Consider the following 22,635-nt stretch of genomic DNA (forward strand, 5'->3'; position numbering starts at 1 on the left):
ATGATAAAAATTGTTTCAGAGAGCTACCCAGATGCTGTGAGGGTGGTAACAATGTCATCATTGAAGATCACCTCGGAGCACTACTTTTGAAAACTAGTAAAAAGTAGCGGAGTTGTTTCCGATAGAAAAACAAAAGTCTAATTGGACTTGCAGAGCTTATATTTCGTGAGAAGTGTAAGGAAGCTGAGTGGTACCACGATTCCCTCGTCTCAGCAATGGATTGCTACAAGTATGTATGTAATCGATTGTTGAGACGAGTATATTTTTAAGAATTATATACTGAATATTCTGTTAAAAAATACTCATCTCAGCAATCGATATAGAAATAGATTGCAAAAATAGAGAGAAAAAAAGAGGAGCGATGTGAGATGGGAAATCAGTACATTTATATGAATGGGGAATTTGTAGAAAAAGAAAAGGCAGTTGTTTCAGTATATGATCATGGTTTTTTATACGGAGACGGTGTATTTGAAGGGATTCGTAGTTACGGTGGAAATGTATTTTGTTTAAAAGAACATGTAAAACGATTATATGAATCGGCAAAATCTATTTTACTTACAATCCCGCTGACGGTTGACGAAATGGAAGAAGCAGTTTTACAGACACTTCAAAAAAATGAGTATGCAGATGCTTATATTCGGTTAATTGTTTCAAGAGGAAAAGGGGACTTAGGGCTCGATCCGAGAAGTTGTGTGAAACCGAGCGTTATTATCATTGCAGAACAATTAAAGTTATTCCCACAGGAATTTTACGATAATGGATTAAGCGTTGTATCTGTTGCATCAAGACGTAATACGCCAGATGCTTTAGACCCACGTATTAAGTCAATGAACTACTTAAATAACGTACTTGTAAAAATTGAAGCGGCACAAGCAGGAGTGCTAGAGGCTCTTATGTTAAATCAACAAGGATATGTTTGTGAAGGATCTGGAGATAATGTTTTCGTTGTGAAAGATGGAAAAGTATTAACCCCGCCATCCTATTTAGGAGCATTAGAAGGTATTACAAGAAATAGTGTTATTGAGCTATGTGAGCGACTTCATATTCCATGTGAGGAAAGGCCATTTACTCGCCATGACGTATATGTAGCAGATGAAGTATTTTTAACGGGAACGGCAGCAGAATTAATTCCTGTTGTAAAAGTTGATTCAAGAGAAATTGGAGATGGGAAACCAGGAAGTGTAACGAAACAATTGACAGAGGAATTTAAAAAGTTAACGAGGGAAAGAGGAGTACGTGTTCCAGGATTGGCGGAAAGCTTACTGTAGGTAGGGAGAGGAGTTAATTAAAATGGAGCAACAGTATACAACATATGAGAAATTACAGTGTGAAGATGTGACAGGAGCTGGACACGTTATTCAATGCTTGAAGAATTTAGGCGTAACGACTGTTTTCGGTTATCCGGGCGGAGCGATTTTGCCAGTGTACGATGCGTTATACGGAAGTGGTTTAAAGCACATTTTAACTCGTCATGAACAAGCTGCTATTCATGCGGCAGAAGGATATGCGAGAGCTTCTGGAAAGGTCGGGGTAGTCTTTGCTACCTCTGGCCCAGGGGCGACAAATTTAGTTACGGGCTTAGCAGATGCTTATATGGATTCGATTCCTTTAGTTGTCATTACAGGGCAAGTTGCAAAGTCATTAATTGGTAAAGACGGATTTCAAGAAGCAGATGTTGTTGGAATTACAGTACCTGTTACAAAGCATAATTACCAAGTTCGTGATGTGAATCATTTATCGCGCATTGTACAAGAAGCTTTTTACATCGCCGAAAGCGGGCGGCCGGGGCCGGTATTAATTGATATTCCAAAAGATGTTCAAAATGCAAAAGTCACCAGTTTCTTTAATGAAGAAGTTGATATTCCGGGGTACAAACCAGAACTCGTACCAGACAGCATGAAACTTAGAGAGGTAGCGAAAGAAATTTCAAAAGCGAAACGTCCACTTCTTTATATTGGAGGAGGTGTCATTCATTCAGATGGATCTGATGAACTGATCAAATTTGCAAGAGAAAATCGTATTCCAGTCGTGTCAACTTTAATGGGACTAGGTGCATATCCGCCGGGAGATCCATTATTTTTAGGAATGCTCGGTATGCATGGAACGTACGCTGCAAACATGGCAGTAACAGAATGTGACTTATTACTTGCTTTAGGTGTTCGCTTCGATGATCGTGTAACAGGAAAATTAGAACTCTTTTCTCCGCATTCGAAAAAGGTACATATTGATATAGATCCTTCGGAGTTTCAAAAAAATGTAGCGGTAAAGTATCCAGTTGTTGGAGATGTAAAAAAAGCGTTACACATGTTGTTACATATGCCAATTTGTACACAGACAGATGAATGGCTTACGAAAACCGAGGAATGGAAAGCGGAATACCCTCTTTCCTATATTCAAAAAGAAAGTGAGTTAAAACCACAGCATGTTATTAGCTTAGTAAGTGAATTAACGAATGGTGAAGCGATTGTTACGACAGAAGTAGGACAGCATCAAATGTGGGCTGCGCATTTTTATAAAGCGAAAAACCCGCGGACTTTTCTAACATCAGGTGGATTAGGAACGATGGGATTTGGCTTCCCGGCGGCAGTTGGTGCTCAGCTTGCAAAAGAAGAAGAACTCGTTATTTGTATTGCAGGTGATGCTTCTTTTCAAATGAATATTCAAGAACTACAAACAATTGCTGAAAATAACATCCCTGTAAAAGTATTTATTATAAACAATAAATTTTTAGGGATGGTAAGGCAATGGCAAGAAATGTTTTATGAAAACCGATTGTCAGAGTCGAAAATTGGATCTCCAGATTTTGTGAAAGTGGCAGAAGCTTATGGAGTGAAAGGATTAAGAGCGATAAATTCAACCGAGGCGAAACAAGTGATGTTAGAAGCATTTGCTCATGAAGGACCTGTCGTAGTTGATTTTTGTGTAGAAGAAGGTGAAAACGTATTTCCGATGGTTCCACCAAATAAAGGGAATAACGAAATGATTATGAAGAGGTGGGAAGAATGAGTCATACTTTTTCATTAGTTATCGATAACGATCCAAATGTCTTATTACGCATAAGTGGAATTTTTGCTCGGCGTGGTTATTATATTTCTTCATTAAATTTAAATGAAAGTGAAATGGAGTTAACGGCAGTTTGTACAGAACAAGAAGCAACATTACTCGTCGGTCAGTTGAAAAAGTTAATCAATGTACTGCAAGTAAACAAATTATAAGGAGTGTATGGAGTATGAAAACATATTATGAGCAAGATGCAAATGTAGAGTTATTAAAAGGGAAAACAGTTGCGGTAATTGGCTATGGGTCTCAAGGTCATGCACAGGCGCAAAATTTACGCGATTCTGGTGTGGAAGTTGTAGTTGGTGTTCGACCTGGTAAGTCTTTTGAAGTAGCAAAAGCAGATGGATTTGAAGTAATGTCTGTTTCAGAAGCACTTCGAACCGCGCAAGTTGTACAAATGTTACTGCCAGATGAACAGCAAGCTCATGTGTATAAAGCAGAGGTAGAAGAGAATCTTCGTGAAGGACAAATGTTACTTTTTTCACATGGATTTAACATTCACTTCGGCCAAATTAATCCGCCAAGTTACGTAGATGTAGCGATGGTTGCGCCAAAAAGTCCAGGTCATCTCGTTCGCCGTGTATTTCAAGAAGGAAATGGTGTTCCAGCATTAGTCGCAGTACATCAAGATGCAACAGGCACAGCGTTACATGTAGCACTTGCTTATGCAAAAGGTGTAGGTTGTACACGTGCAGGTGTAATTGAAACGACATTCCAAGAAGAAACAGAGACGGATTTGTTTGGTGAGCAAGCGGTACTTTGCGGAGGTGTAACTGCACTTGTGAAAGCTGGTTTTGAAACGTTAACAGAAGGCGGATATCGTCCTGAAATTGCATACTTCGAATGTTTACATGAATTAAAGTTAATTGTTGATTTAATGTACGAAGGTGGTTTAACGAACATGCGACATTCTATTTCCGATACGGCAGAGTTCGGAGATTATGTAACAGGATCGAGAATTGTTACAGATGAAACGAAGAAAGAAATGAAACGAGTACTTACAGAAATTCAGCAAGGTGAATTCGCGAAGAAATGGATTTTAGAAAACCAAGCTGGGCGTCCAACGTATAATGCGATGAAAAAAGCAGAGCAAAATCATCAGTTAGAAAAAGTAGGAGCAGAGCTTCGTGAAATGATGAGCTGGATTCATGCACCGAAAGAATTAGTAAAGAAATAGAGTAATAGATTGTAAGTGAAAAATACGTAAGAGGGGATTTGACAAGATGAGAAGTGACATGATTAAAAAAGGTTTTGATAAAGCGCCGCATCGTAGTTTATTAAAAGCAACTGGTTTGAAAGATGAAGATTTTGATAAACCGTTTATAGCTATTTGTAATTCTTTTATTGAAATTATTCCAGGTCATAAGCACTTAAATGAGTTTGGGAAACTTGTTAAAGAAGCAGTACGTGCAGCAGGCATGGTTCCATTTGAATTTAATACAATTGGAGTAGATGACGGTATTGCGATGGGGCATATCGGTATGCGCTATTCGCTTCCGAGTCGAGAAATCATTGCAGATTCAGTAGAAACGGTTGTAAATGCACACTGGTTTGATGGCATGATTTGTATTCCAAACTGTGACAAAATCACACCTGGTATGATGATGGCTGCACTACGTATTAATATTCCGACTGTGTTTGTTTCGGGCGGCCCGATGGCAGCAGGAAAAACATCTAAAGGAGAAGTTGTTGATCTGAGTTCCGTTTTTGAAGGAGTAGGAGCTTATCAATCTGGGAAAATTTCAGAAGAAGAATTAAAAGATATTGAAGATCATGGCTGTCCATCTTGTGGTTCTTGTTCCGGTATGTTTACAGCGAACTCTATGAACTGTTTATGTGAAGTATTAGGCTTAGCTCTTCCTGGTAACGGTAGTATTTTAGCTATTGATCCAAGACGTGAGGAATTAATTAAAGAAGCAGCAGAGAAATTAAAGATTTTAATTGAAAGAGATATTAAACCGAGAGACATCGTAACAGAAGAAGCAATTGATGATGCGTTCGCGCTTGATATGGCGATGGGCGGTTCAACAAATACAGTGTTACATACATTAGCACTCGCACATGAGGCAGGACTAGATTATGATATGAGCCGTATTGATGCTGTTTCAAGGCGTGTACCACATTTATGTAAAGTAAGCCCTGCTTCTAATTGGCATATGGAAGATATTGATCGCGCGGGCGGGATTAGTGCAATTTTGAAAGAGATGAGCCGAAAAGAAGGGGTACTTCATTTAAATCGTATTACTGCTACGGGGCAGACGTTAAGAGAGAACATTGCTCATGCAGAGATTAAAGATAAGGAAGTGATTCATTCTCTTGAAAATCCTCATAGTGAAGAAGGTGGATTACGTATATTAAAAGGAAACCTTGCGAAAGATGGAGCAGTTATTAAAAGCGGGGCAACTGAAGTAAAACGATTTGAAGGACCATGCGTTATTTTTAATTCACAAGATGAGGCGCTTGCCGGCATTATGCTTGGGAAGGTTAAAAAAGGAGATGTAGTTGTTATTCGTTATGAAGGACCAAGAGGCGGTCCTGGTATGCCGGAAATGTTAGCACCAACGTCAGCGATTGCTGGCATGGGATTAGGTGCAGATGTTGCGTTGTTAACCGATGGTCGTTTCTCTGGTGCTTCACGTGGTATTTCAGTAGGGCATATTTCGCCAGAAGCAGCTGCGGGCGGAACGATTGCACTTCTTGAACAAGGGGATATCGTTTGTATCGATGTTGAGGAAAGGTTGTTAGAAGTAAGAATTAGTGATGAAGAATTAGATAAGCGTAAAAAAGAATGGAAACGACCAGAACCGAAAGTGAAAACGGGGTGGCTTGGGCGCTACGCACAGATGGTAACGTCGGCGAATACAGGTGCAGTCCTAAAAGTCCCAAATTTTGATTGAGCCAATATAAAAGAGATAAGGATGATATGAAATGGTGCAAAAGGTAAAGGAGAGAGTGAAAATTGAAGATATCTTAATGGCTCATAATTGCATGAAGGATATCGTTATTAAAACACCGTTACAACGTGATACAGTTTTATCTGAGAAATATGATTGTGACGTTTATGTAAAACGAGAAGACTTACAATTAATTCGCTCTTTCAAAATTCGTGGTGCGTATAATCTAATTCAAAGTTTACCGAAAGTACAATTACAAAACGGTGTTGTTTGTGCAAGTGCTGGTAATCATGCGCAAGGAGTAGCTTATACGTGTAATTTATTGAAGATTCCGTCAAAAATTTTCATGCCGACGACGACACCTAAACAAAAAGTGTCACAAGTACAATTTTTCGGTGGTGATTTTGCGGAAATTGTATTAGTTGGTGATACATTTGATAGCTCTTTCCAAGAAGCACAGCGTTATTGTGAAGAAAATAGAATGACATTTGTTCATCCGTTTGATGATCCGTACGTAGTTGCTGGTCAAGGGACAGTGGCAGTTGAAATTATGCATGATATGGAGAAACCGGTTGATTATATCTTTACAGCAATTGGTGGTGGTGGATTAGCATCAGGTGTTGGTACATATGTGAAAGGTGTTAGTCCTGCTACACAGGTCATTGGGGTAGAGCCAATGGGAGCTGCATCTATGAAAGAGGCTTTTCTTCAAAATGATAATGTCGCATTGGAGAAAATAGATAGTTTTGTTGATGGGGCAGCGGTTAAAAAGGTAGGAAAGTTAACATTTGAAACTTGTAAAGATGTAATTGATGACATTGTTTTAGTACCAGAAGGAAAGGTTTGTACGACGATTTTAGAACTGTATAAGAAAAATGCGATTGTAGCTGAACCAGCTGGTGCACTCTCTATTGCAGCGCTTGATTTATATAGAGATGAAATAAAAGGTAAAACAGTTGTTTGTACGCTAAGTGGTGGAAATAATGATATTGATAGAATGCAAGAAATGAAAGAACGATCTCTCATTTATGAAGGATTAAAGCATTATTTCATCATTGAATTCCCACAGCGTTCAGGTGCGTTAAGAGAATTTCTTGATAAAGGATTAGGGCCAGAAGATGATATTACTCGCTTTGAGTATATTAAGAAACATAATAAGGAAAATGGTCCAGCATTAGTCGGAGTAGAATTAAAACATAAAGAAGATTACGAGCAGTTAATTACCCGTTTTAAAGAAAATAACATTCAATTTATGGAGCTTAATAAAAATCCTGTTTTGTTTGATTTGCTTATTTAATAGAAGGAAAGAGTTAGCACCCAAATAAAAAAGATAGATACAAGCGGGGAATATAATGCTTGTTCTATCTTTTTTAAAGTTAAACTAGATACTCATTAAATTCAAGAAGAATAAAGCTAGCTAACCAAAAAAATATCGCAATGCGAATAATTACATACATTGTAAATTCAAAAGGAGTAAGGCTTCTCTCACGCTTTATTTTTCTTAGAAATCTAACAGAGAAAACTGAACATAAAAGTAGAACTGCTATAGAAATTTTATAAACGTTCTCTAACAAACTTACATTTTCTAATAAGTCTTTCAGCATGTTTATCACCTATTCTGTAAAGTATATCACAGAGAAATAGATCTTGAGCTGTCTAGTTTCGTTTGTTTTTTATTTTCCCTGCATCATCAATTTCTACATCGCTTGAAACTTCTTGTAAATATTGTAGAGCTTTTCTCTTTTCCTCCTCATTCACAGGGGAAACTTGGTTGTTACGGATGATATAAGGATTGAATGACATTTGGACATCCTTTCCTTTAAAAGTTAAAGTTAATACACCAGTTTCAGCACTTTTTCCGTTCACATAACTTGGGAATAAAAAGTTTCCTAATGAGTAAGCGACAGGAACATTATTATAATATTCAAACCCTTGTAACCAATGTGGATGACTTCCGACAATCGCGTCGGCTCCTGCTGTAACCATTTTATTTACATATTGTTTTTGATAATCTACCGGACGATTTGATTTTTCGACACCCCAATGCATATAGACAATTAAATAGTCTGCATCTTTCTTTTGCTCTTTAATTGTTTTTGTTACAAGATTTAAATCATACCCGTTCGCAACGCCAGGTTTATTGTCATCAGCTACCCAAGTGAAATCAGGCATAAATCGGACGAATGACAGGAATTTGAATTTTTTTCCTTTTACAGTCATTTCTCGTGCAGTATATGCGTCTTTTGCATTTTTTCCGGCTCCAATGTAAGGGAACTTTGATTTTTCTACGTAAGAGATTGTATCTAGTAATCCCTCTTGTCCGTAATCAAGTGTATGATTATTCCCGATATTTACGATGTCATAACCGGTGTTTTTTATAGCTTGAAGCGTGGATGGATCACTTTTAATCCAAAACAGTTGTCCAGGAGCTTTTTTTTCTCTCGTTGTAAATGCAGACTCTAAATTAACGAAAGAAATATCAGCTTTTGTTATTTCTTCTTTTACATGCTGGAATGGATAATCAGCCCCGTTTTTTTCGATTACCGGACGTAATTGCCAATCGAACATTGTATCACCAGAAAAGGTGAGGGTAATTTCTGGGTCTTCTATTTTCTTTTCTCTCGTTGAAGCAGTTTTGCTAGATTTGTTTTGGAAATCGGGTTTGTCTTTCGCTTTTGAAGTAAAAGAGTGGTTAATTAATACAACAATTGGCGTAATGCAAAAGGCTATTAACAAAAATCGTTTTAGTAAAGTTTTCATAAATACCTTCCCTTTTGAGTTTATCCCGCAATTAAATTAGCAATGAGTCTATAAAAAGTAATTGGTTTATGTACAGATATAAAAAATGCGGTTTATGTATTGAAAAAACATTTGTTAATATTCTCAATATTAAGTTAACATATAGATAACCTGTAAATCAATGAATAAACCAAAATATAGAAATAAAGAATTCGAAGGGTGAAGAATGAGAAATGGTTATATTAGGAGCAGTTGTAAATGGGATTTGCATTATATTTGGTACTTTACTAGGTAAATTATTTAGTAGAATACCAGAAAGTATGAAGGGAACAATTATGCATGCAATCGGTTTAGCGGTTACTGTACTTGGACTTCAAATGGCATTGAAAAGTGAAAATTTTCTTGTTGTCATACTAAGTTTAGTAATTGGTACCGTCATCGGGGAATGGTTACAATTAGAGGGAAAGTTAAAACAGTTAGGAGATTGGCTAGAAAATAAAGTTGGATCGAAAGGGAAAGGGAGCATATCAGAAGGTTTTGTAACAGCTACTTTAATATTTGCAATTGGCGCGATGGGGATACTTGGTGCACTCGACAGTGGAATTCGCGGAAATCATGATATTTTATTTACAAAGGCAATTATCGATGGATTCATTTCTATTATATTAACGACAACTTTAGGAATTGGCGTAGTATTTTCAGCGATTCCCGTTATTTTATATGAGGGTGGTATTGCAATTTTTGCAACACAAATTAATAGTTTGGTCCCGAAGGAATTAATGAATCAATTTATAGTAGAAATGACAGCTACAGGTGGTATTATGATAGCCGCTATTGGATTGAACTTGCTTAGTATTATTAAAATCAAGGTGGCAAATTTACTTCCAGGTATATTGGTAGTGGGTGTAATTGTTTCAATTATTTATGGTTACGGTTTGTTAGTAAATTAGTAGAGGATGGAAATACATATGGAGGAGTTTCAATTTACAAAACGTGTGCATAACATATTGGAGATTGCAGCAGAAGAGGCAGAATGTAATATCATTCAACCAGTTCATTTATTTATTGGCATGTGTAAAGAAGGTACTGGCGTTTGTGGCGAGTTGTATATGTATTTGTTCCGTAATATGGGTACGGATTTTTCAGAAAAATTTTCATTACGAAAACAATATGATTTAACGGATCAAGATTATAAAAAAATAGGACAATATAAATTATCCCATAAGACGCTAGAAATTTTACAAATAGCGAAAAAACGTATGGAACGTTTTCAGCAAGTAATAATTAATGAAGGACATGTTATATATGCATTATTTCGTGTAAATCCAGTTATTGAAAATGCACAGATGCAAAGAGATATATTACGTATTATAGCTGAGCCAAGAGATTTAGCAGTCGAATTAAAAAGTTTTGTTCCTATTTATAATGATTTAACTTGTACTGTTAGAAAGGCTAACGCTTCTGATTTTGAACAATTAGCAATTTTTGTTGAAGCAGAATTTGGTGAACGGTGGTTACATTCGATAGAGTATGGATTTCGTACATATAAAGAAAACTTACCTATTTATATAGCAGAGCAAGAAGAAGTGATAGTAGGTTTCGCTTGTTATGATGTAGTGAGAGGAAAGAAAGGATTGTTTGGTCCAATGGGCACGGCGAAACAAAATCGTGTGAAAGGTGTAGGGAAGCAATTGTTACATTGTAGTCTACATAGTATGAAGCAAGAGGGTTATGAATATGCAATTATTGGGCAAGCGGGCCCAATTGAGTTTTATGAGAGATGTTGTAATGCACGTTTAATACCGATCATGGATTATTAACCAACTTCATTTAGGTGGAGTTGGTTTTATTATGAAAAAAATGTGGGAATGTAGTGATTTTTATTAGAAAATAGCGGGTTTTGTAGTAAATCTTACAAATAAAGCAAATTACTAAACTTTTTATAAGAAAGGGTGTAGAATGGGTATCTAAAGAAAGAAGGTGTGAAAATGGCCAGCTGGAAACGAAATTTAATGATTTGTTGGCTAGGTTGTTTTACCACTGCAGCCGGTATGAGTTTAGTAATTCCTTTTTTATCTTTTTATATTGAGGAATTAGGGGTGACTGGCACTTCTAGTATTGCACAGTGGTCGGGACTTGCATTTGGTGTAACATTTTTAATGGGTGCGATCGTATCACCAATATGGGGAAAGCTTGGTGATATACATGGACGGAAATTGATGCTAATTCGTGCTAGCCTTGGTATGGCGATTATTATGACGCTTATGGGGTTTGTAACGGATGTATATCAACTAGTCGCACTAAGATTTTTGATGGGAGCAGTATCTGGTTTCCTTTCAACAGCAATGACATTTATTGCAGCAGAAACTCCGCAAGAGCATTCAGGTTGGGCGATCTCCACAATTTCAACTGGTGGCGTGAGCGGTTCTTTACTTGGACCGTTACTTGGAGGTTATTTATCTGAGTTAATTGGAATGCGTCATGTTTTTCTTGTTACAGGAGCTTTTTTATTCCTTTCCTTTCTCATCGTTTTTTTCTTTCTACATGAAGAAAATCACTCTGCTCAAGCAAAAAAAGTACAAACGAAAAAAGTATGGACGATGGTTCCAGCTAAACATTTGATTATTAGTTTGTTTGTAACAACATTTATTATTCAACTTGCTAATATGTCTGTTCAGCCAATTGTTACATTGTACGTGAAAAATTTAGTTGGTCCTCAAACAGCGCATATTGAAACAATTGCAGGCGCCGTTATGTCAGCGACAGGATTAGCTGTTATTTTGGCAGCACCAAGATTAGGACGATTATCAGATCATATCGGTCCTCAAAAAACGTTAGTTGTAGCGTTGTTTGCTGCAGGAATTATTTTTATCCCGCAAGCATTTGTAACCTCAGCTTGGCAACTATTAATTCTTAGATTTTTATTAGGTATTGCACAAGCAGGATTATTACCTTCCGTACAAACTCTACTAAAACAACATACACCAACTCATGTAACGGGACGAATATTTGGATATAATCAATCGTTTCAGTTTTTAGGAAATATGATTGGACCAGTACTTGGTGGACAAATTGCAGCACATGCAGGGTTTCAATATGTTTTCTTCTCTACATCATCACTATTGTTTATTGCGTGTATTTGGGTTTATTTTCATAATAAGAACGAAGAGGTATCAGAGAAACGACATTTGGAAGTTAGTTAACTAAGTGAATGAAAAAAGGATGAAGCAATGATTGCTTCATCCTTTTTTCTTTAAAATTGGAGACAAAGATAACTTAATGTACCAAGCTCGTAACTACGGTGAATGACTTCACCGCTATTTTCACCACTTCCCATAGCGATAAATAAAGGAACAAAATGCTCTGCTCTTGGTACTGCTAATTGTGCATGAGGCGCATTGTTTTCCCAATTAAACAACGCATCTTTATCGTTAGTCTGCATATGTTTTATAATCCAATCATCAAATTCAATTGCCCATTGTTCGGGTGTAGTTTGATTCCATTTCAGTGCTCGTAAGTTATGAACGGTAACACCGCTACCGATTACTAAAATATCTTCTTGTCCAAGTCCTTTTAATGCTTCTCCAATCTTAAATTGTTCTTTTGCAGAAAGGAATGGATTTACTGATATTTGTATGACAGGAATATTTGCTTCTGGATACATACGGTGCAATAGTGTCCATGAGCCGTGATCTAAACCTCTCGTCATATTATGATGAACTGGAATACCTTTGTTTTTAAATTTTGTTTCTAACATGGATGCAATGCTAGAAGAACCTTTTGCACGATACTTAATTTCATATAACTCTGGAGGAAAACCTCCAAAATCATAAATTGTTTCATATTCGTTATCTGATGAGGAAATCGTTAATACTTCACTTTCCCAGTGAGCAGTGAAAATAACAATTGCTTTCGGTTTATATGTTTCTCCAAGTGTTTTTAAAAAACTTGTATAATCTGTATCTTGAATAGCGAGCATTGGTGAACCATGTGCTAAAAATAGTGATGGCATCATAGTAGAAACCTCCTAAAAATATAATAATTACTTTATGTAAGTAACTATATAATTTTATAGACGTTTCGTCAACATAAATAGTTTGACAGCTAATCGGAAAAGGTAGGCATTTGTCATAATGAAAGCAATTGCATATAATACATAATAAGAATAATGAATAGATATTCATTTTTGAGATACATAATAGAGTTGGGGGCTGACGAAATGAACGTACAGGAAAGTTTCGTTACGGCATTGGATGAATCAGAAATTTATTTACGCAAGTGGTTACCAGAATGTGAACCGAAAGGGATTATTCAAATTGCACATGGTATGACAGAACATGCAGGTGTTTATACAGATTTTATTGATGCTTTATTAGAAGCAGGGTATGGTGTTTATGCGCATGATCATAAAGGCCATGGGAAAACAGTAAAAAGAGAAGAAGACTATGGTCATTTTGAACCGGATATAGGGTGGAATCAGGTTGTGTCTGATGTGATCTTTGTTTCGGAAATGATAAAAGAAGAGCAGTCATGTCCATTATTTTTACTTGGCCATAGTATGGGATCTTTCCTATCAAGACGAGCTGTGCAATTTAGAGGCGAACTATATGATGGATTCCTTATTTCAGGAACTGGTGGAAACCCAGGGTTCTTAGGAGTCATTGGTCATAGAGTAGCGACAATTGAGATGAAATTACGCGGGGCAAAAACGAAAAGTCCGATGCTAAACTTTTTATCTTTCGGAAATTTCAATTCGCACTTTAAACCAAATCGCACAAAATTTGATTGGTTATCTTCAGATAACAGTCAAGTAGATAAATATATTGCGGATCCATTATGTGGATTCATTTGTACGACTAGTTTTTATCGAGAATTATTTTCTGGTGTGTTAGAAGTAAATAAACTAGAAGAGTTTAAGAAAACACCGCAAAACCTTCCAATACATATTTTTTCAGGAGATCGTGATCCTGTTGGAGATATGGGAAAAGGTGTAAAAGAAGTATATGAAAATTATAAAAAATGTGGCGTAAAAGATGTAACGCTGCGTCTATATGAAAATGGAAGACATGAAATGTTCCATGAAGTGAATAGAGAAGAAGTATTTCAAGATTTGATTTCGTGGTTAGAAGAACATAATAAATGAGAATGAAAGCTAAGTCCAGACTGTTTATAGTTTGGACTTTTTGTTTGTAGGTGTTGCAAGTATTTACTGATGTAGTGTTCATGTCATTTTTACATATTTGAAGGTAGGTTATATTCTATATAATTAAATAAACAGAAAGCCTTGTGCAAATGAGGAGATAAATGTATAAAATTAATAATCAAACTTTTTATAAAGCAACAGAGGCCATTCATAATAGTAGTATAATAGTGAATGAGGTGTTAATAGAATGGAAGATAAAACATTAGGTTTACTATTAGATGTTGTTGGGGAATTATTTTCAGATGAAATTTCAATTGCTGTATCGAATACGAAAGAATATATATACTATCGGCCAAGTAAACGAATTGATTTAAAGATTAGTGTCGGTGATCCTATAAAGGAAGGAACGATTGCTCATAAAGCAATGGTGACAAACCAAAAAACCTCTGAGTTTATGAATCGGGATGTTTTTGGTATTCCTTATCATGGTATGGCCGTACCATTCTCAAACAATGGAAAGCTTGAAGGGTGCGTGACAGCCATTTATCCAGCTTTAACGGACGGAAAATCAGTCGTTACTTTAAAAACAACGGACGGCTGGATTCCGGTTCCTTTTTCAAAAGTCATGTATTTAGAGGCGAAAGATAAAAAGACGTATGTAAATGCAGAAGAGTTAACAGGGACACATAAATACTCGTTACAAGAATTCGAATACTTACTTCCGAAAGATTCATTTATTAGATGCCACCGTTCCTTTATTGTAAATGTGAATCATATTCAAGCGATTTATCCTGATACTCATTCTACTTTTTTACTTTCTATGGATAATGGAGAGAGGGTTCCAGTTAGTCAATCATACGCTAGTTATTTTCGTAAACTTCTAGGATTCTAAATTATTCTGCTTTAGAGACTAGATTCGCTGTTTTGTCTGAATTTTTGCCATTGTATACTGAAATCCCTATTTAGATACTGTTAAAGTGTAAAATAATTATGAATATTCATAGGGAGAGGGATTACATATGGAGAATAATTTGGATAGAATTAGGGATGAACGTCTGAAAGATCGCGTAGTTACACCTGAAGAAGCAGCTTCATGGATTGAAAGTGGAATGACTTTAGGCTTAAGTGGGTTTACACGTGCAGGTGATGTAAAAGCAGTCCCATTTGCGCTTGTAAACCGAGTTAAGAATGATACATCTTTTAAAGTAAATGTTTATACTGGTGCCTCTTTAGGTTCTGATGTAGATAAATTATTTGCGGAAGCAGGAATTTTAGGGAAAAGATTGCCTTTCCAAGCTGATGCGACTATGCGAAAAGGAATTAATAACGGAGATTTTTTATTTGTGGACCAGCACTTATCTCATACATCAGAGTTACTTCGCGCTGACGTTATGGATGTAGATTTTGCTATTTTGGAAGCGGTTGCGATTACTGAAGATGGCATGATTATTCCAACAACTTCAATAGGAAATTCTTTAGCGTTTTCTTTAAATGCTAAGTCCATTATTATTGAAATGAATATGGCTCAATCCACGCAGTTAGAAGGACTGCATGATTTATATGAACCAGGTAAACAAGGAGAAAGACTTCCAATTCCAATTGTGAAAACGGATGATCGAATTGGAACGATTGGCATTCCAATCGATGTTGAAAAGGTGAAAGGGATTGTGTTTACGAACCAATTAGACTCACCATCGACAATTGTTCCTCCGGATGAAGAAACTGTTATTATGGCACAGCATTTAATAGAGTTCCTTCGAAAAGAAGTCGAAGTAGGCCGATTAACAAATCGTTTAGCACCATTACAATCAGGAATTGGCTCAGTGGCTAATGCTGTTCTTCATGGAATGTTAGATTCGGAGTTTGAAGATTTAGAAGTGTATTCTGAAGTTTTACAAGATGCGGTCTTTGATCTTATGGATGCTGGAAAAGTCAATTTTGCTTCATGCTGTTCAATCACACTCTCTGAGGAGAAAATGCAAAAAGTATTTTCCAACTTTGAAAAATATCGTGACAAATTAATGATGCGCCCGCAAGAGATTTCTAATCATCCTGAAATCATTCGTCGCCTCGGATTAATCTCGATTAATACTGCTTTAGAATTAGATATATACGGAAATGTGAACTCTACTCACGTTTTAGGCACAAAAATGATGAATGGTATCGGTGGTTCTGGTGATTTTGCGAGAAATGCTCGCCTAGCTATCTTTGTTACGAAATCGATTGCGAAAGGTGGCAACATTTCAAGTATCGTTCCTTTTGTTTCACATGTGGACCATACGGAACACGATGTAGATGTTATCGTCACTGAACAAGGGTATGTTGATCTAAGAGGACTGGCCCCAAGAGAAAGAGTGGAATTAATTATCGAGAATTGCGCACATCCAATGTATCGTGATCAGCTAAGAGCTTATTACGAAGAAGCTAAAACGAGAGGTGGACAAACTCCTCATGTTTTAGAAAAAGCTTTTTCTTGGCATACGAATTATGCTAAAAATGGAACAATGCTTGAGGCGGTAGTAGAAACTGTATAGGTGTTTATCGTTAGAAATAGTAAAACGAAAGATTGAGTTTGAAAAAAATTTTAGAAGAAGAAAACGCCAACTTTCAAAGATGGCGTTTTTTCTTTAAATACATTGTTACAGGCCGTACTGATTATAATAAAGATTTATGAAAATAAGAGGGTTTTTTAATTACTTTTCGAATCATTTTAATAGTTTACATATCGAAGGTGAGGAGAAAGAATCATGAAGATAAGAGAAGCGTTATTAAGTGAAGCAAATGAATTAAGTGAACTCGCACTACAATCAAAAGCGACGTGGGATTATAGTGAAGAATTCATAATTGCCTGTAAGGAAGATTTAACTATTACAGAAGAGTATATAAATAATAATTTTGTATATATTTTTGAAAACGATAATACGAAGATTGGATTTTTCTCATTTTTACGTAATGATAAAGCTCTCGATTTCCTGTACATTCATCCTCGTTACAAAGGGAAAGGCTACGGGAAAATAATGTGGAAGTATGTAATAGAAAAAGCAAATGAACTAGGCTTAAAAAGTTTTACGATTGATAGTGATCCGAATGCAAAAGGATATTACTTGAAAATGGGCGCACAGTTAATCGGAGAGACACCATCAACGGTCTTTAAGGATCGTTTACTGCCTCTTTTGAAATATGATGTGTAAAACTATTAATAGTAGGGGAAGATTAGAGTGGATGATGTAAAGGAAAAAAGAATATATGAAGCATTAATAAGATCGTGGTCCATTGAAACAAGTTCAAAGTGGACGACTGAGAATCCAGCAAAGGGACAGTGTGGTGTAACGGCTTTGGTCGTTCAAGACATATACGGGGGAGAGATTAAAAAGACAAAAGTAAGAGAGGCGTGGCACTTTTATAACTTTATAGATGGACAGAGGTTTGATTTTACAGAGGCTCAATTTAATGAAAAACTGAATTATATGGATATAGAATCAAATCGAGAAGAAGCATTTGCAGATACAAATGAAAAACAATATTGCATGTTGAAGAAAAAGATAACGAAAGAATTGAAATTATCTTTTGACTCTTAATCTTTAATAAGTTACTATAATGGTGGTAACTTATTAAAGGGAACTTCATAGAGTTGAAAGGGGAAATACTTTTGAAAACAACTTATGTAAACGCTACAATCGTAACGATGAATGAACAAAATGAAGTGATAGAAAATGGATATATCATTGTAGAAAATGATCAAATTATAGATGTGAAGAGCGGAGAATTCGCTAATGATTTTGAAGTAGATGAAGTAATTGACATGAAAGGAAAATGGGTTTTACCAGGGCTTGTCAATACACATACACACGTTGTAATGAGTCTCTTAAGAGGTATTGGTGATGATATGTTATTACAGCCGTGGCTTGAGACAAGAATTTGGCCACTTGAAAGTCAATTTACTCCAGAACTTGCGGTTGCTAGTACGGAATTAGGATTACTTGAAATGGTGAAAAGTGGTACAACATCTTTCTCTGATATGTTTAATCCAATTGGAGTAGATCAAGATGCAATTATGGAAACGGTATCAAGGAGCGGGATGCGAGCTGCTGTTTCAAGAACTTTATTTAGCTTCGGAACGAAAGAGGATGAAAAGAAAGCAATTGAAGAAGCTGAGAAATATGTGAAACGTTACTATAACGAAAGTGGTATGTTAACTACGATGGTTGCACCGCATAGTCCATATACATGCAGTACAGAACTGTTAGAAGAGTGTGCACGTATTGCAGTAGAAAATCAAACGATGGTTCATATTCACCTTTCCGAAACAGAGCGTGAAGTACGTGATATTGAAGCGCAGTACGGAAAACGTCCAGTAGAATATGCGGCAAGTTGCGGATTGTTTAAACGACCAACAGTGATTGCACACGGTGTAGTATTAGATGACAATGAGCGTGCATTTTTAGCGGAACATGACGTTCGAGTAGCTCATAATCCGAATAGTAATTTAAAACTAGGGTCTGGTATAGCGAATGTAAAAGCGATGTTAGAAGCAGGGATGAAAGTAGGAATTGCAACAGATAGTGTTGCATCTAACAATAATTTAGATATGTTTGAAGAAATGCGCATAGCGACTTTACTACAAAAAGGTATTCACCAAGATGCAACAGCGTTACCGGTTGAAACAGCTCTTACACTTGCAACTAAAGGAGCTGCTGAAGTAATCGGTATGAAACAAACAGGATCACTTGAGGTTGGAAAGTGCGCTGATTTCATTACAATTGATCCGTCTAATAAGCCCCATTTACAACCAGCAGATGAAGTATTATCGCATCTTGTATATGCTGCTAGTGGAAAAGATATAAGCGATGTAATTATTAACGGAAAACATGTCGTTTGGAATGGCGAATGTAAAACGTTAGATGAAGAGCGTATTATATTTGAAGCAAGTCGATATAAACGAGGTTTGCAAAGATAGGTATTTTCAGGATGTGGAGAAAGTCTTCTCCACATCCTGTTTTTGTGTCTGAACCTTTTTATTAATAAAAAGAAGTTAAGAATTTAGATAAAATCATTAGTTTCAAAAATCCTTTACATCATAATGATTATTTAAAGGATTTTGATGTTTCTTATTCTTTTGTCGCGTTGACCCATTTAATAATGTCCTGAATTACGTATTTAGGAATATTAGCAGGGATTTCATATTCACTAGGAAGACTTAATTCCCCATCACCCTCTGTGAAGAAATGATTCAATTTTGGGTATTCATTGAACTGAACATTCCTGCGGTTTGAAAGCCCTTCCTGCCATTTTATATATTCATTTTTTACTGTTACTTGATAATCGCGTGCTCCTTGCAGAATCAGTAAAGGTTCTTTTCGTGATCTTGCCTCTTCAACAGGACGCCACCTAGAAACATCATACATAAAATGAGGCGATCCCAAATTGTAGCCAGTTGGAGGATGCTCAGGATTGAACGTAGGGTCTTGGATAAAAGCGAACTGTCTTTTTAGTTCATCGATTACTTCCTTTGACGCCCCTAGGTATTGATTCTGATCAATGGCAATGTCAGTCAAGGGGCGTGCAGGTGGTGCGAGTAAGATACTTCCTCTAACAAGTGAAGAAGGTGATTTGCTTAGTATACGTGGCATTGCGCCAGCTCCTAGACTATGTCCAAGAATGAAAATATTATTTGGATCAATGCCTTCCTGCTGCGCTGCTGATTTTGCTGCATATATTGCATCATCTGTAGTATCACGGTCTAACGTAACAGGTTCTGCACTCATCTTTAATGCGTGTTCTAAGGTACGTTTTTCATAGCGCAACACTGCAATTCCGTTGGATGAAAGGCCCACCGCAAGATCGCGTAAGATTTTTGTTCCCATATATGTGCTATCGCGATCATGGATGCCAGCACCATGAACAAGAACAACTACGGGTAGCTTTTCACCAGGCTTATGTTTCGGAACCGTTAATGTCGCTGGTAACGGATAGGTGGAATTTCCGATGACGATTTCACGTTCTTGATAAGAGTCAGGTTGATCATAGCTAGGATGCGGGATGGTATATGATTCCTTGGGAGGCCTTTCTCCAATTTCATCTACTTTCCCGCCAGGTGTAAATTTAAGGAGTAGCGGTATGGTAGTTCCTTCGATAACTGCTGGCATTTCCACCGTCTGATGGACTAAGTTTCGTTCTTTTATCACGGGGGGCCCCATGCTTTTTATACCGCTCCAGCCACTCTGTGTCCACCAGTTTTGTAATGTGTTTGCTGTAAACTTGGATTGAAAAGCAGCAGACGTCAACTGAAGTGCCTCTGCATATTTATCTTGCTGGAGATATTCAAAAAATAATGAGGTACGCTCCGTTAAAGAGACTCGTTTTTTTTCTACAGATGGTTCCTCATGTGTATTTGCGTGAATAGCTGTTGTAAGCGGAAAAGATGAAATGCCTAAAGAAAAGAGCAGGGTAAAGGAAAGTATTGATTTTTGTATTTTCTTTTTTTTATTCATGTTTTAACCTCCAATATGTGATGGTGAAAAATAGGTATGATAAATTAAGGTTCTGTTGTAACAACGTCTAAACCATTGATATGTTCATCTAAAACCAACAGTTCTGGTTTTGTCGTAATGGCTCTAGTAACTCCTAATCTCTCTTTCTTCACTTTATATTTTGACTATACGAAACAAAGTTCTCGTTTTTCTTACTTGATCCTTACAAAATCCTTAAGTGTATAAGATTTGTAAAATATCACTTGCTACTTGACCTGAATTTCAAAAAAAAAAGCGGCATTTCTTAATGGAGATAAAAAAATATCCCAACCAAACTGTACCTATATGTCTATTAAGTTAATTATGGGGGGATTTATATGAAACAGAAGAAAAGTTAAAGCAAAAAGGGAGGTATACAATAGGAGATGTTTTTTAAACTTGAGCGAACAGCGTAGATTATACATTCAATCTTTAGTGATCCTTTTTAAAAGGGTCACTTTTTTCTTGAACGAATAAATATTCAAAAGAATGTCGCATCTTTCTGTTCATATTTCTGCTATAATATATAACGCTTTATAATATTTTATATTTAAGGAGAACAACTCATGAAGCGAAAAAAGAGCCATTTAATGGTAATGGCACTTGTTACATCTTTATTATTAACAGCTTGTAATAATAAGGAAAATAAAAGTGATGCAGAGTCAAAAAAACAAGTATTAAATGTAACAGTATCAGAAGAGATTCCTTCTCTTGATACCGCGAAAACGATGGATGGTACGTCAGCGCACGTTATGCAAAACATATTTGAAGGGTTGTATGTATTAGATAATCAAGATCAGCCTATTCCAGCGGTAGCAAAATCGTTTAAAAGAAGTGAAGATGGTAAAAAATATACATTTGATTTGCGTAAAGATGCAAAATGGTCAAATGGAGACAGTGTGACAGCAAATGATTTTATGTTTGCATGGAAACGTGCAATTAATCCTGAAACAGCGTCTCAATATGCGTATATGCTTTTTTACGTGAAAAATGCAAAAGAGATAAATAAGGGAACAGTACCTCTTGCTGAACTTGGGGTTAAAGTTATAAATGATTATAAATTGGAAGTGGAACTTGAACAGCCAATCCCGTATTTTTTACAGTTGTTAGCGCTACCTATTTACTTACCACAGCATGAATCATTTTTGAAAGAACAAGGAAAGAATTATGCATTGGAACCTAGTAATCTCATATATAATGGGCCATTTGTATTAGAGAAATGGAAGCATGAACAAGAGTTTCAATTAAAGAAAAATGCTACATATTGGGATGAAAAGAAAGTGAAATTAGACGAGATAAACTTTCAAATTGTAAAGGATACAATGACCGCTGTTAATTTATACGAAGCTGGTAATTTGGACCGGGTGCCTATTAATTCTCAATTTGTAGACAAGTATAAAGGGGATAAGGAGTTACATATGTCGAGCGAACCTGCAATTGCTATGCTACGTTTTAATGAAAAAAATAGTGCGTTAGCAAATAAGAAAGTGCGACAGGCTATTTCATTCGCGTTAAATAAAGAGGATTTCGTTGCTCATTTTATTAATAACGGAGCAAAACCTGCAACTGGGCTAGTACCAGTTGGGCATATCAATGAAGAAACGGGAAAAGATTTTAGGGAAGAAAACGGAAACCTTTCTTTATATGATGTACAAAGTGCGAAAAAAAATTGGGAAGAAGCGAAAAAAGAGCTTGGAGTAGAACAAGTAAACTTCGAGTTTTTAACATTTGAACAAGATAACGCAAAACGTATGGCAGAATATATAAAAGGTGATTTAGAAAAGAATTTACAAGGATTAACGATACAAATTAAACAACAGCCATTTAAGCAAAAATTACAGTTAGAACAAACAGGTGATTACGATATAACTATGGCAAATTGGGGACCAGACTATAAAGACCCAATTAGTTATTTAGAACTATTTACGACGGGTAATCCGAATAATAAAATGAGTTACTCCAATCCTCGTTACGATGAATTAATAAAGAAAGCGAAAACTGATCTCGTACTAGAACCAGAGAAACGATGGGGAGCATTGCTAGAAGCTGAGCAGGTATTATTAGAAGATGCAGCTGTAGCGCCGCTGTATCATATTGGTTCAGCTTATGTACAAAAGGATTACGTAAAGGGAATTGAAAAGCATCAATTTGGTGGTGTTTATACTTATAAAAATGCTTATATCGCTAATAAATAAATAAAAAAACCTTACTTATTAAAAGTAAGGTTTTTTTACAGAGGACAGGGAAATCCTTTGGTAGTGTTCCTAGCATATAAAGAAGAGAAGTGCAA

At 36.3% G+C, this 22,635-nt stretch carries 20 protein-coding genes and 1 other annotated feature (1 of these 21 only partly in view); of the genes, 16 read left to right on the top strand and 4 right to left on the bottom strand.

Going from position 1 to position 22,635, the window contains the following annotated elements:
* Positions 1-215, top strand: a binding site (T-box leader) (it extends 25 nt beyond the left edge of the window).
* Positions 216-368: 153 nt separating this feature from the next.
* From ilvE to ilvA, 6 genes are read left to right on the top strand one after another with little or no spacing between them, the layout of a single operon-like run.
* Complete coding sequence (ilvE, locus tag PDQ40_RS02120) at positions 369-1,268, top strand: branched-chain-amino-acid transaminase (protein WP_000528129.1); 900 nt, start codon at positions 369-371, stop codon at positions 1,266-1,268.
* 22 nt (positions 1,269-1,290) lie between these two features.
* A complete protein-coding gene (gene ilvB / locus PDQ40_RS02125) occupies positions 1,291-3,006 on the top strand; it encodes an acetolactate synthase large subunit (protein WP_000437840.1) in 1,716 nt (571 codons plus the stop codon).
* On the top strand, positions 3,003-3,215 hold the full coding sequence (locus PDQ40_RS02130; protein ID WP_000019906.1) for an ACT domain-containing protein: 213 nt from the start codon (positions 3,003-3,005) through the stop codon (positions 3,213-3,215). Before ilvB ends, PDQ40_RS02130 begins: the two co-directional genes overlap by 4 nt.
* Before the next feature lie 14 nt (positions 3,216-3,229).
* Positions 3,230-4,237: a ketol-acid reductoisomerase gene (ilvC, locus tag PDQ40_RS02135; RefSeq protein WP_270691212.1), complete on the top strand. Its 1,008-nt coding sequence runs from the start codon at positions 3,230-3,232 to the stop codon at positions 4,235-4,237.
* 46 nt (positions 4,238-4,283) lie between these two features.
* The gene (gene ilvD, locus PDQ40_RS02140) at positions 4,284-5,957 is read left to right on the top strand and encodes a dihydroxy-acid dehydratase (RefSeq protein ID WP_270691213.1); all 1,674 of its coding nucleotides are present in this window, start codon (positions 4,284-4,286) and stop codon (positions 5,955-5,957) included.
* 31 nt (positions 5,958-5,988) lie between these two features.
* The gene (gene ilvA, locus PDQ40_RS02145; RefSeq protein ID WP_000250338.1) at positions 5,989-7,251 is read left to right on the top strand and encodes a threonine ammonia-lyase IlvA; all 1,263 of its coding nucleotides are present in this window, start codon (positions 5,989-5,991) and stop codon (positions 7,249-7,251) included.
* A gap of 79 nt (positions 7,252-7,330) precedes the next feature.
* On the opposite strand, the gene PDQ40_RS02150 is transcribed toward ilvA, so the two are convergent.
* Both PDQ40_RS02150 and PDQ40_RS02155 read right to left on the bottom strand, forming a co-directional pair.
* On the bottom strand, positions 7,331-7,558 hold the full coding sequence (locus tag PDQ40_RS02150) for a hypothetical protein (protein ID WP_226638667.1): 228 nt from the start codon (positions 7,556-7,558) through the stop codon (positions 7,331-7,333).
* 52 nt (positions 7,559-7,610) lie between these two features.
* On the bottom strand, positions 7,611-8,714 hold the full coding sequence (locus tag PDQ40_RS02155) for a CapA family protein (protein WP_000854504.1): 1,104 nt from the start codon (positions 8,712-8,714) through the stop codon (positions 7,611-7,613).
* A 212-nt stretch (positions 8,715-8,926) separates the two neighbouring features.
* Between PDQ40_RS02155 and PDQ40_RS02160 the strand changes: the two genes are divergently transcribed.
* From PDQ40_RS02160 to PDQ40_RS02170, 3 genes are all read left to right on the top strand, one after another.
* Entirely contained in the window at positions 8,927-9,643 is a 717-nt protein-coding gene (locus PDQ40_RS02160; RefSeq protein WP_000236043.1) for a DUF554 domain-containing protein, read from the top strand.
* 18 nt (positions 9,644-9,661) lie between these two features.
* Positions 9,662-10,513, top strand: coding sequence for a GNAT family N-acetyltransferase (locus PDQ40_RS02165; protein ID WP_214328751.1), 852 nt, complete (start codon positions 9,662-9,664; stop codon positions 10,511-10,513).
* Between the two features lie 168 nt (positions 10,514-10,681).
* Positions 10,682-11,896: a multidrug efflux MFS transporter gene (locus PDQ40_RS02170; protein ID WP_000179317.1), complete on the top strand. Its 1,215-nt coding sequence runs from the start codon at positions 10,682-10,684 to the stop codon at positions 11,894-11,896.
* A 50-nt stretch (positions 11,897-11,946) separates the two neighbouring features.
* On the opposite strand, the gene PDQ40_RS02175 is transcribed toward PDQ40_RS02170, so the two are convergent.
* Entirely contained in the window at positions 11,947-12,708 is a 762-nt protein-coding gene (locus PDQ40_RS02175; RefSeq protein WP_000982925.1) for a DODA-type extradiol aromatic ring-opening family dioxygenase, read from the bottom strand.
* A gap of 204 nt (positions 12,709-12,912) precedes the next feature.
* Here PDQ40_RS02175 and PDQ40_RS02180 point away from each other — a divergent pair, with 204 nt between their 5' ends.
* From PDQ40_RS02180 to PDQ40_RS02205, 6 genes are all read left to right on the top strand, one after another.
* Complete coding sequence (locus PDQ40_RS02180) at positions 12,913-13,836, top strand: alpha/beta fold hydrolase (RefSeq protein WP_214328752.1); 924 nt, start codon at positions 12,913-12,915, stop codon at positions 13,834-13,836.
* 247 nt (positions 13,837-14,083) lie between these two features.
* Positions 14,084-14,728, top strand: a complete 645-nt coding sequence (locus tag PDQ40_RS02185) for a LytTR family DNA-binding domain-containing protein (RefSeq protein WP_000389714.1) — start codon at positions 14,084-14,086, stop codon at positions 14,726-14,728.
* Between the two features lie 127 nt (positions 14,729-14,855).
* Positions 14,856-16,370 (top strand): acetyl-CoA hydrolase/transferase family protein, encoded by a 1,515-nt coding sequence (locus PDQ40_RS02190; protein WP_000429782.1) that lies wholly within the window; start codon positions 14,856-14,858, stop codon positions 16,368-16,370.
* A 213-nt stretch (positions 16,371-16,583) separates the two neighbouring features.
* Positions 16,584-17,027 carry a GNAT family N-acetyltransferase gene (locus tag PDQ40_RS02195; protein WP_000701901.1) on the top strand — a complete coding sequence of 148 codons (444 nt, stop codon included), beginning with the start codon at positions 16,584-16,586 and terminating at the stop codon, positions 17,025-17,027.
* 27 nt (positions 17,028-17,054) lie between these two features.
* On the top strand, positions 17,055-17,414 hold the full coding sequence (locus PDQ40_RS02200) for a YunG family protein (protein ID WP_000342916.1): 360 nt from the start codon (positions 17,055-17,057) through the stop codon (positions 17,412-17,414).
* 53 nt (positions 17,415-17,467) lie between these two features.
* Positions 17,468-18,793, top strand: coding sequence for a bifunctional S-methyl-5'-thioadenosine deaminase/S-adenosylhomocysteine deaminase (locus tag PDQ40_RS02205; protein WP_001997220.1), 1,326 nt, complete (start codon positions 17,468-17,470; stop codon positions 18,791-18,793).
* Between the two features lie 151 nt (positions 18,794-18,944).
* On the opposite strand, the gene PDQ40_RS02210 is transcribed toward PDQ40_RS02205, so the two are convergent.
* Positions 18,945-20,327: an alpha/beta hydrolase family protein gene (locus PDQ40_RS02210; protein WP_001035239.1), complete on the bottom strand. Its 1,383-nt coding sequence runs from the start codon at positions 20,325-20,327 to the stop codon at positions 18,945-18,947.
* A 584-nt stretch (positions 20,328-20,911) separates the two neighbouring features.
* On the opposite strand from PDQ40_RS02210, the gene PDQ40_RS02215 reads away from it, so the two are divergent.
* Positions 20,912-22,540, top strand: a complete 1,629-nt coding sequence (locus PDQ40_RS02215; RefSeq protein WP_214328753.1) for a peptide ABC transporter substrate-binding protein — start codon at positions 20,912-20,914, stop codon at positions 22,538-22,540.
* Positions 22,541-22,635 lie beyond the last annotated feature (95 nt).

This window comes from Bacillus cereus group sp. Bc061 (assembly GCF_027715825.1).
GTDB lineage: Bacteria > Bacillota > Bacilli > Bacillales > Bacillaceae_G > Bacillus_A > Bacillus_A paranthracis.

Coding starts and splice junctions, on each gene's coding strand:
- PDQ40_RS02190 (WP_000429782.1), top strand. CDS start 14,856: ATGGAGAATAATTTGGATAGAATTAGGGATGAACGTCTGAAAGATCGC.
- ilvA (WP_000250338.1), top strand. CDS start 5,989: ATGGTGCAAAAGGTAAAGGAGAGAGTGAAAATTGAAGATATCTTAATG.
- ilvB (WP_000437840.1), top strand. CDS start 1,291: ATGGAGCAACAGTATACAACATATGAGAAATTACAGTGTGAAGATGTG.
- ilvE (WP_000528129.1), top strand. CDS start 369: ATGGGAAATCAGTACATTTATATGAATGGGGAATTTGTAGAAAAAGAA.
- PDQ40_RS02155 (WP_000854504.1), bottom strand. CDS start 8,714: ATGAAAACTTTACTAAAACGATTTTTGTTAATAGCCTTTTGCATTACG.
- ilvD (WP_270691213.1), top strand. CDS start 4,284: ATGAGAAGTGACATGATTAAAAAAGGTTTTGATAAAGCGCCGCATCGT.
- PDQ40_RS02180 (WP_214328752.1), top strand. CDS start 12,913: ATGAACGTACAGGAAAGTTTCGTTACGGCATTGGATGAATCAGAAATT.
- PDQ40_RS02165 (WP_214328751.1), top strand. CDS start 9,662: ATGGAGGAGTTTCAATTTACAAAACGTGTGCATAACATATTGGAGATT.
- ilvC (WP_270691212.1), top strand. CDS start 3,230: ATGAAAACATATTATGAGCAAGATGCAAATGTAGAGTTATTAAAAGGG.
- PDQ40_RS02185 (WP_000389714.1), top strand. CDS start 14,084: ATGGAAGATAAAACATTAGGTTTACTATTAGATGTTGTTGGGGAATTA.
- PDQ40_RS02170 (WP_000179317.1), top strand. CDS start 10,682: ATGGCCAGCTGGAAACGAAATTTAATGATTTGTTGGCTAGGTTGTTTT.
- PDQ40_RS02175 (WP_000982925.1), bottom strand. CDS start 12,708: ATGATGCCATCACTATTTTTAGCACATGGTTCACCAATGCTCGCTATT.
- PDQ40_RS02215 (WP_214328753.1), top strand. CDS start 20,912: ATGAAGCGAAAAAAGAGCCATTTAATGGTAATGGCACTTGTTACATCT.
- PDQ40_RS02160 (WP_000236043.1), top strand. CDS start 8,927: ATGGTTATATTAGGAGCAGTTGTAAATGGGATTTGCATTATATTTGGT.
- PDQ40_RS02150 (WP_226638667.1), bottom strand. CDS start 7,558: ATGCTGAAAGACTTATTAGAAAATGTAAGTTTGTTAGAGAACGTTTAT.
- PDQ40_RS02195 (WP_000701901.1), top strand. CDS start 16,584: ATGAAGATAAGAGAAGCGTTATTAAGTGAAGCAAATGAATTAAGTGAA.
- PDQ40_RS02130 (WP_000019906.1), top strand. CDS start 3,003: ATGAGTCATACTTTTTCATTAGTTATCGATAACGATCCAAATGTCTTA.
- PDQ40_RS02210 (WP_001035239.1), bottom strand. CDS start 20,327: ATGAATAAAAAAAAGAAAATACAAAAATCAATACTTTCCTTTACCCTG.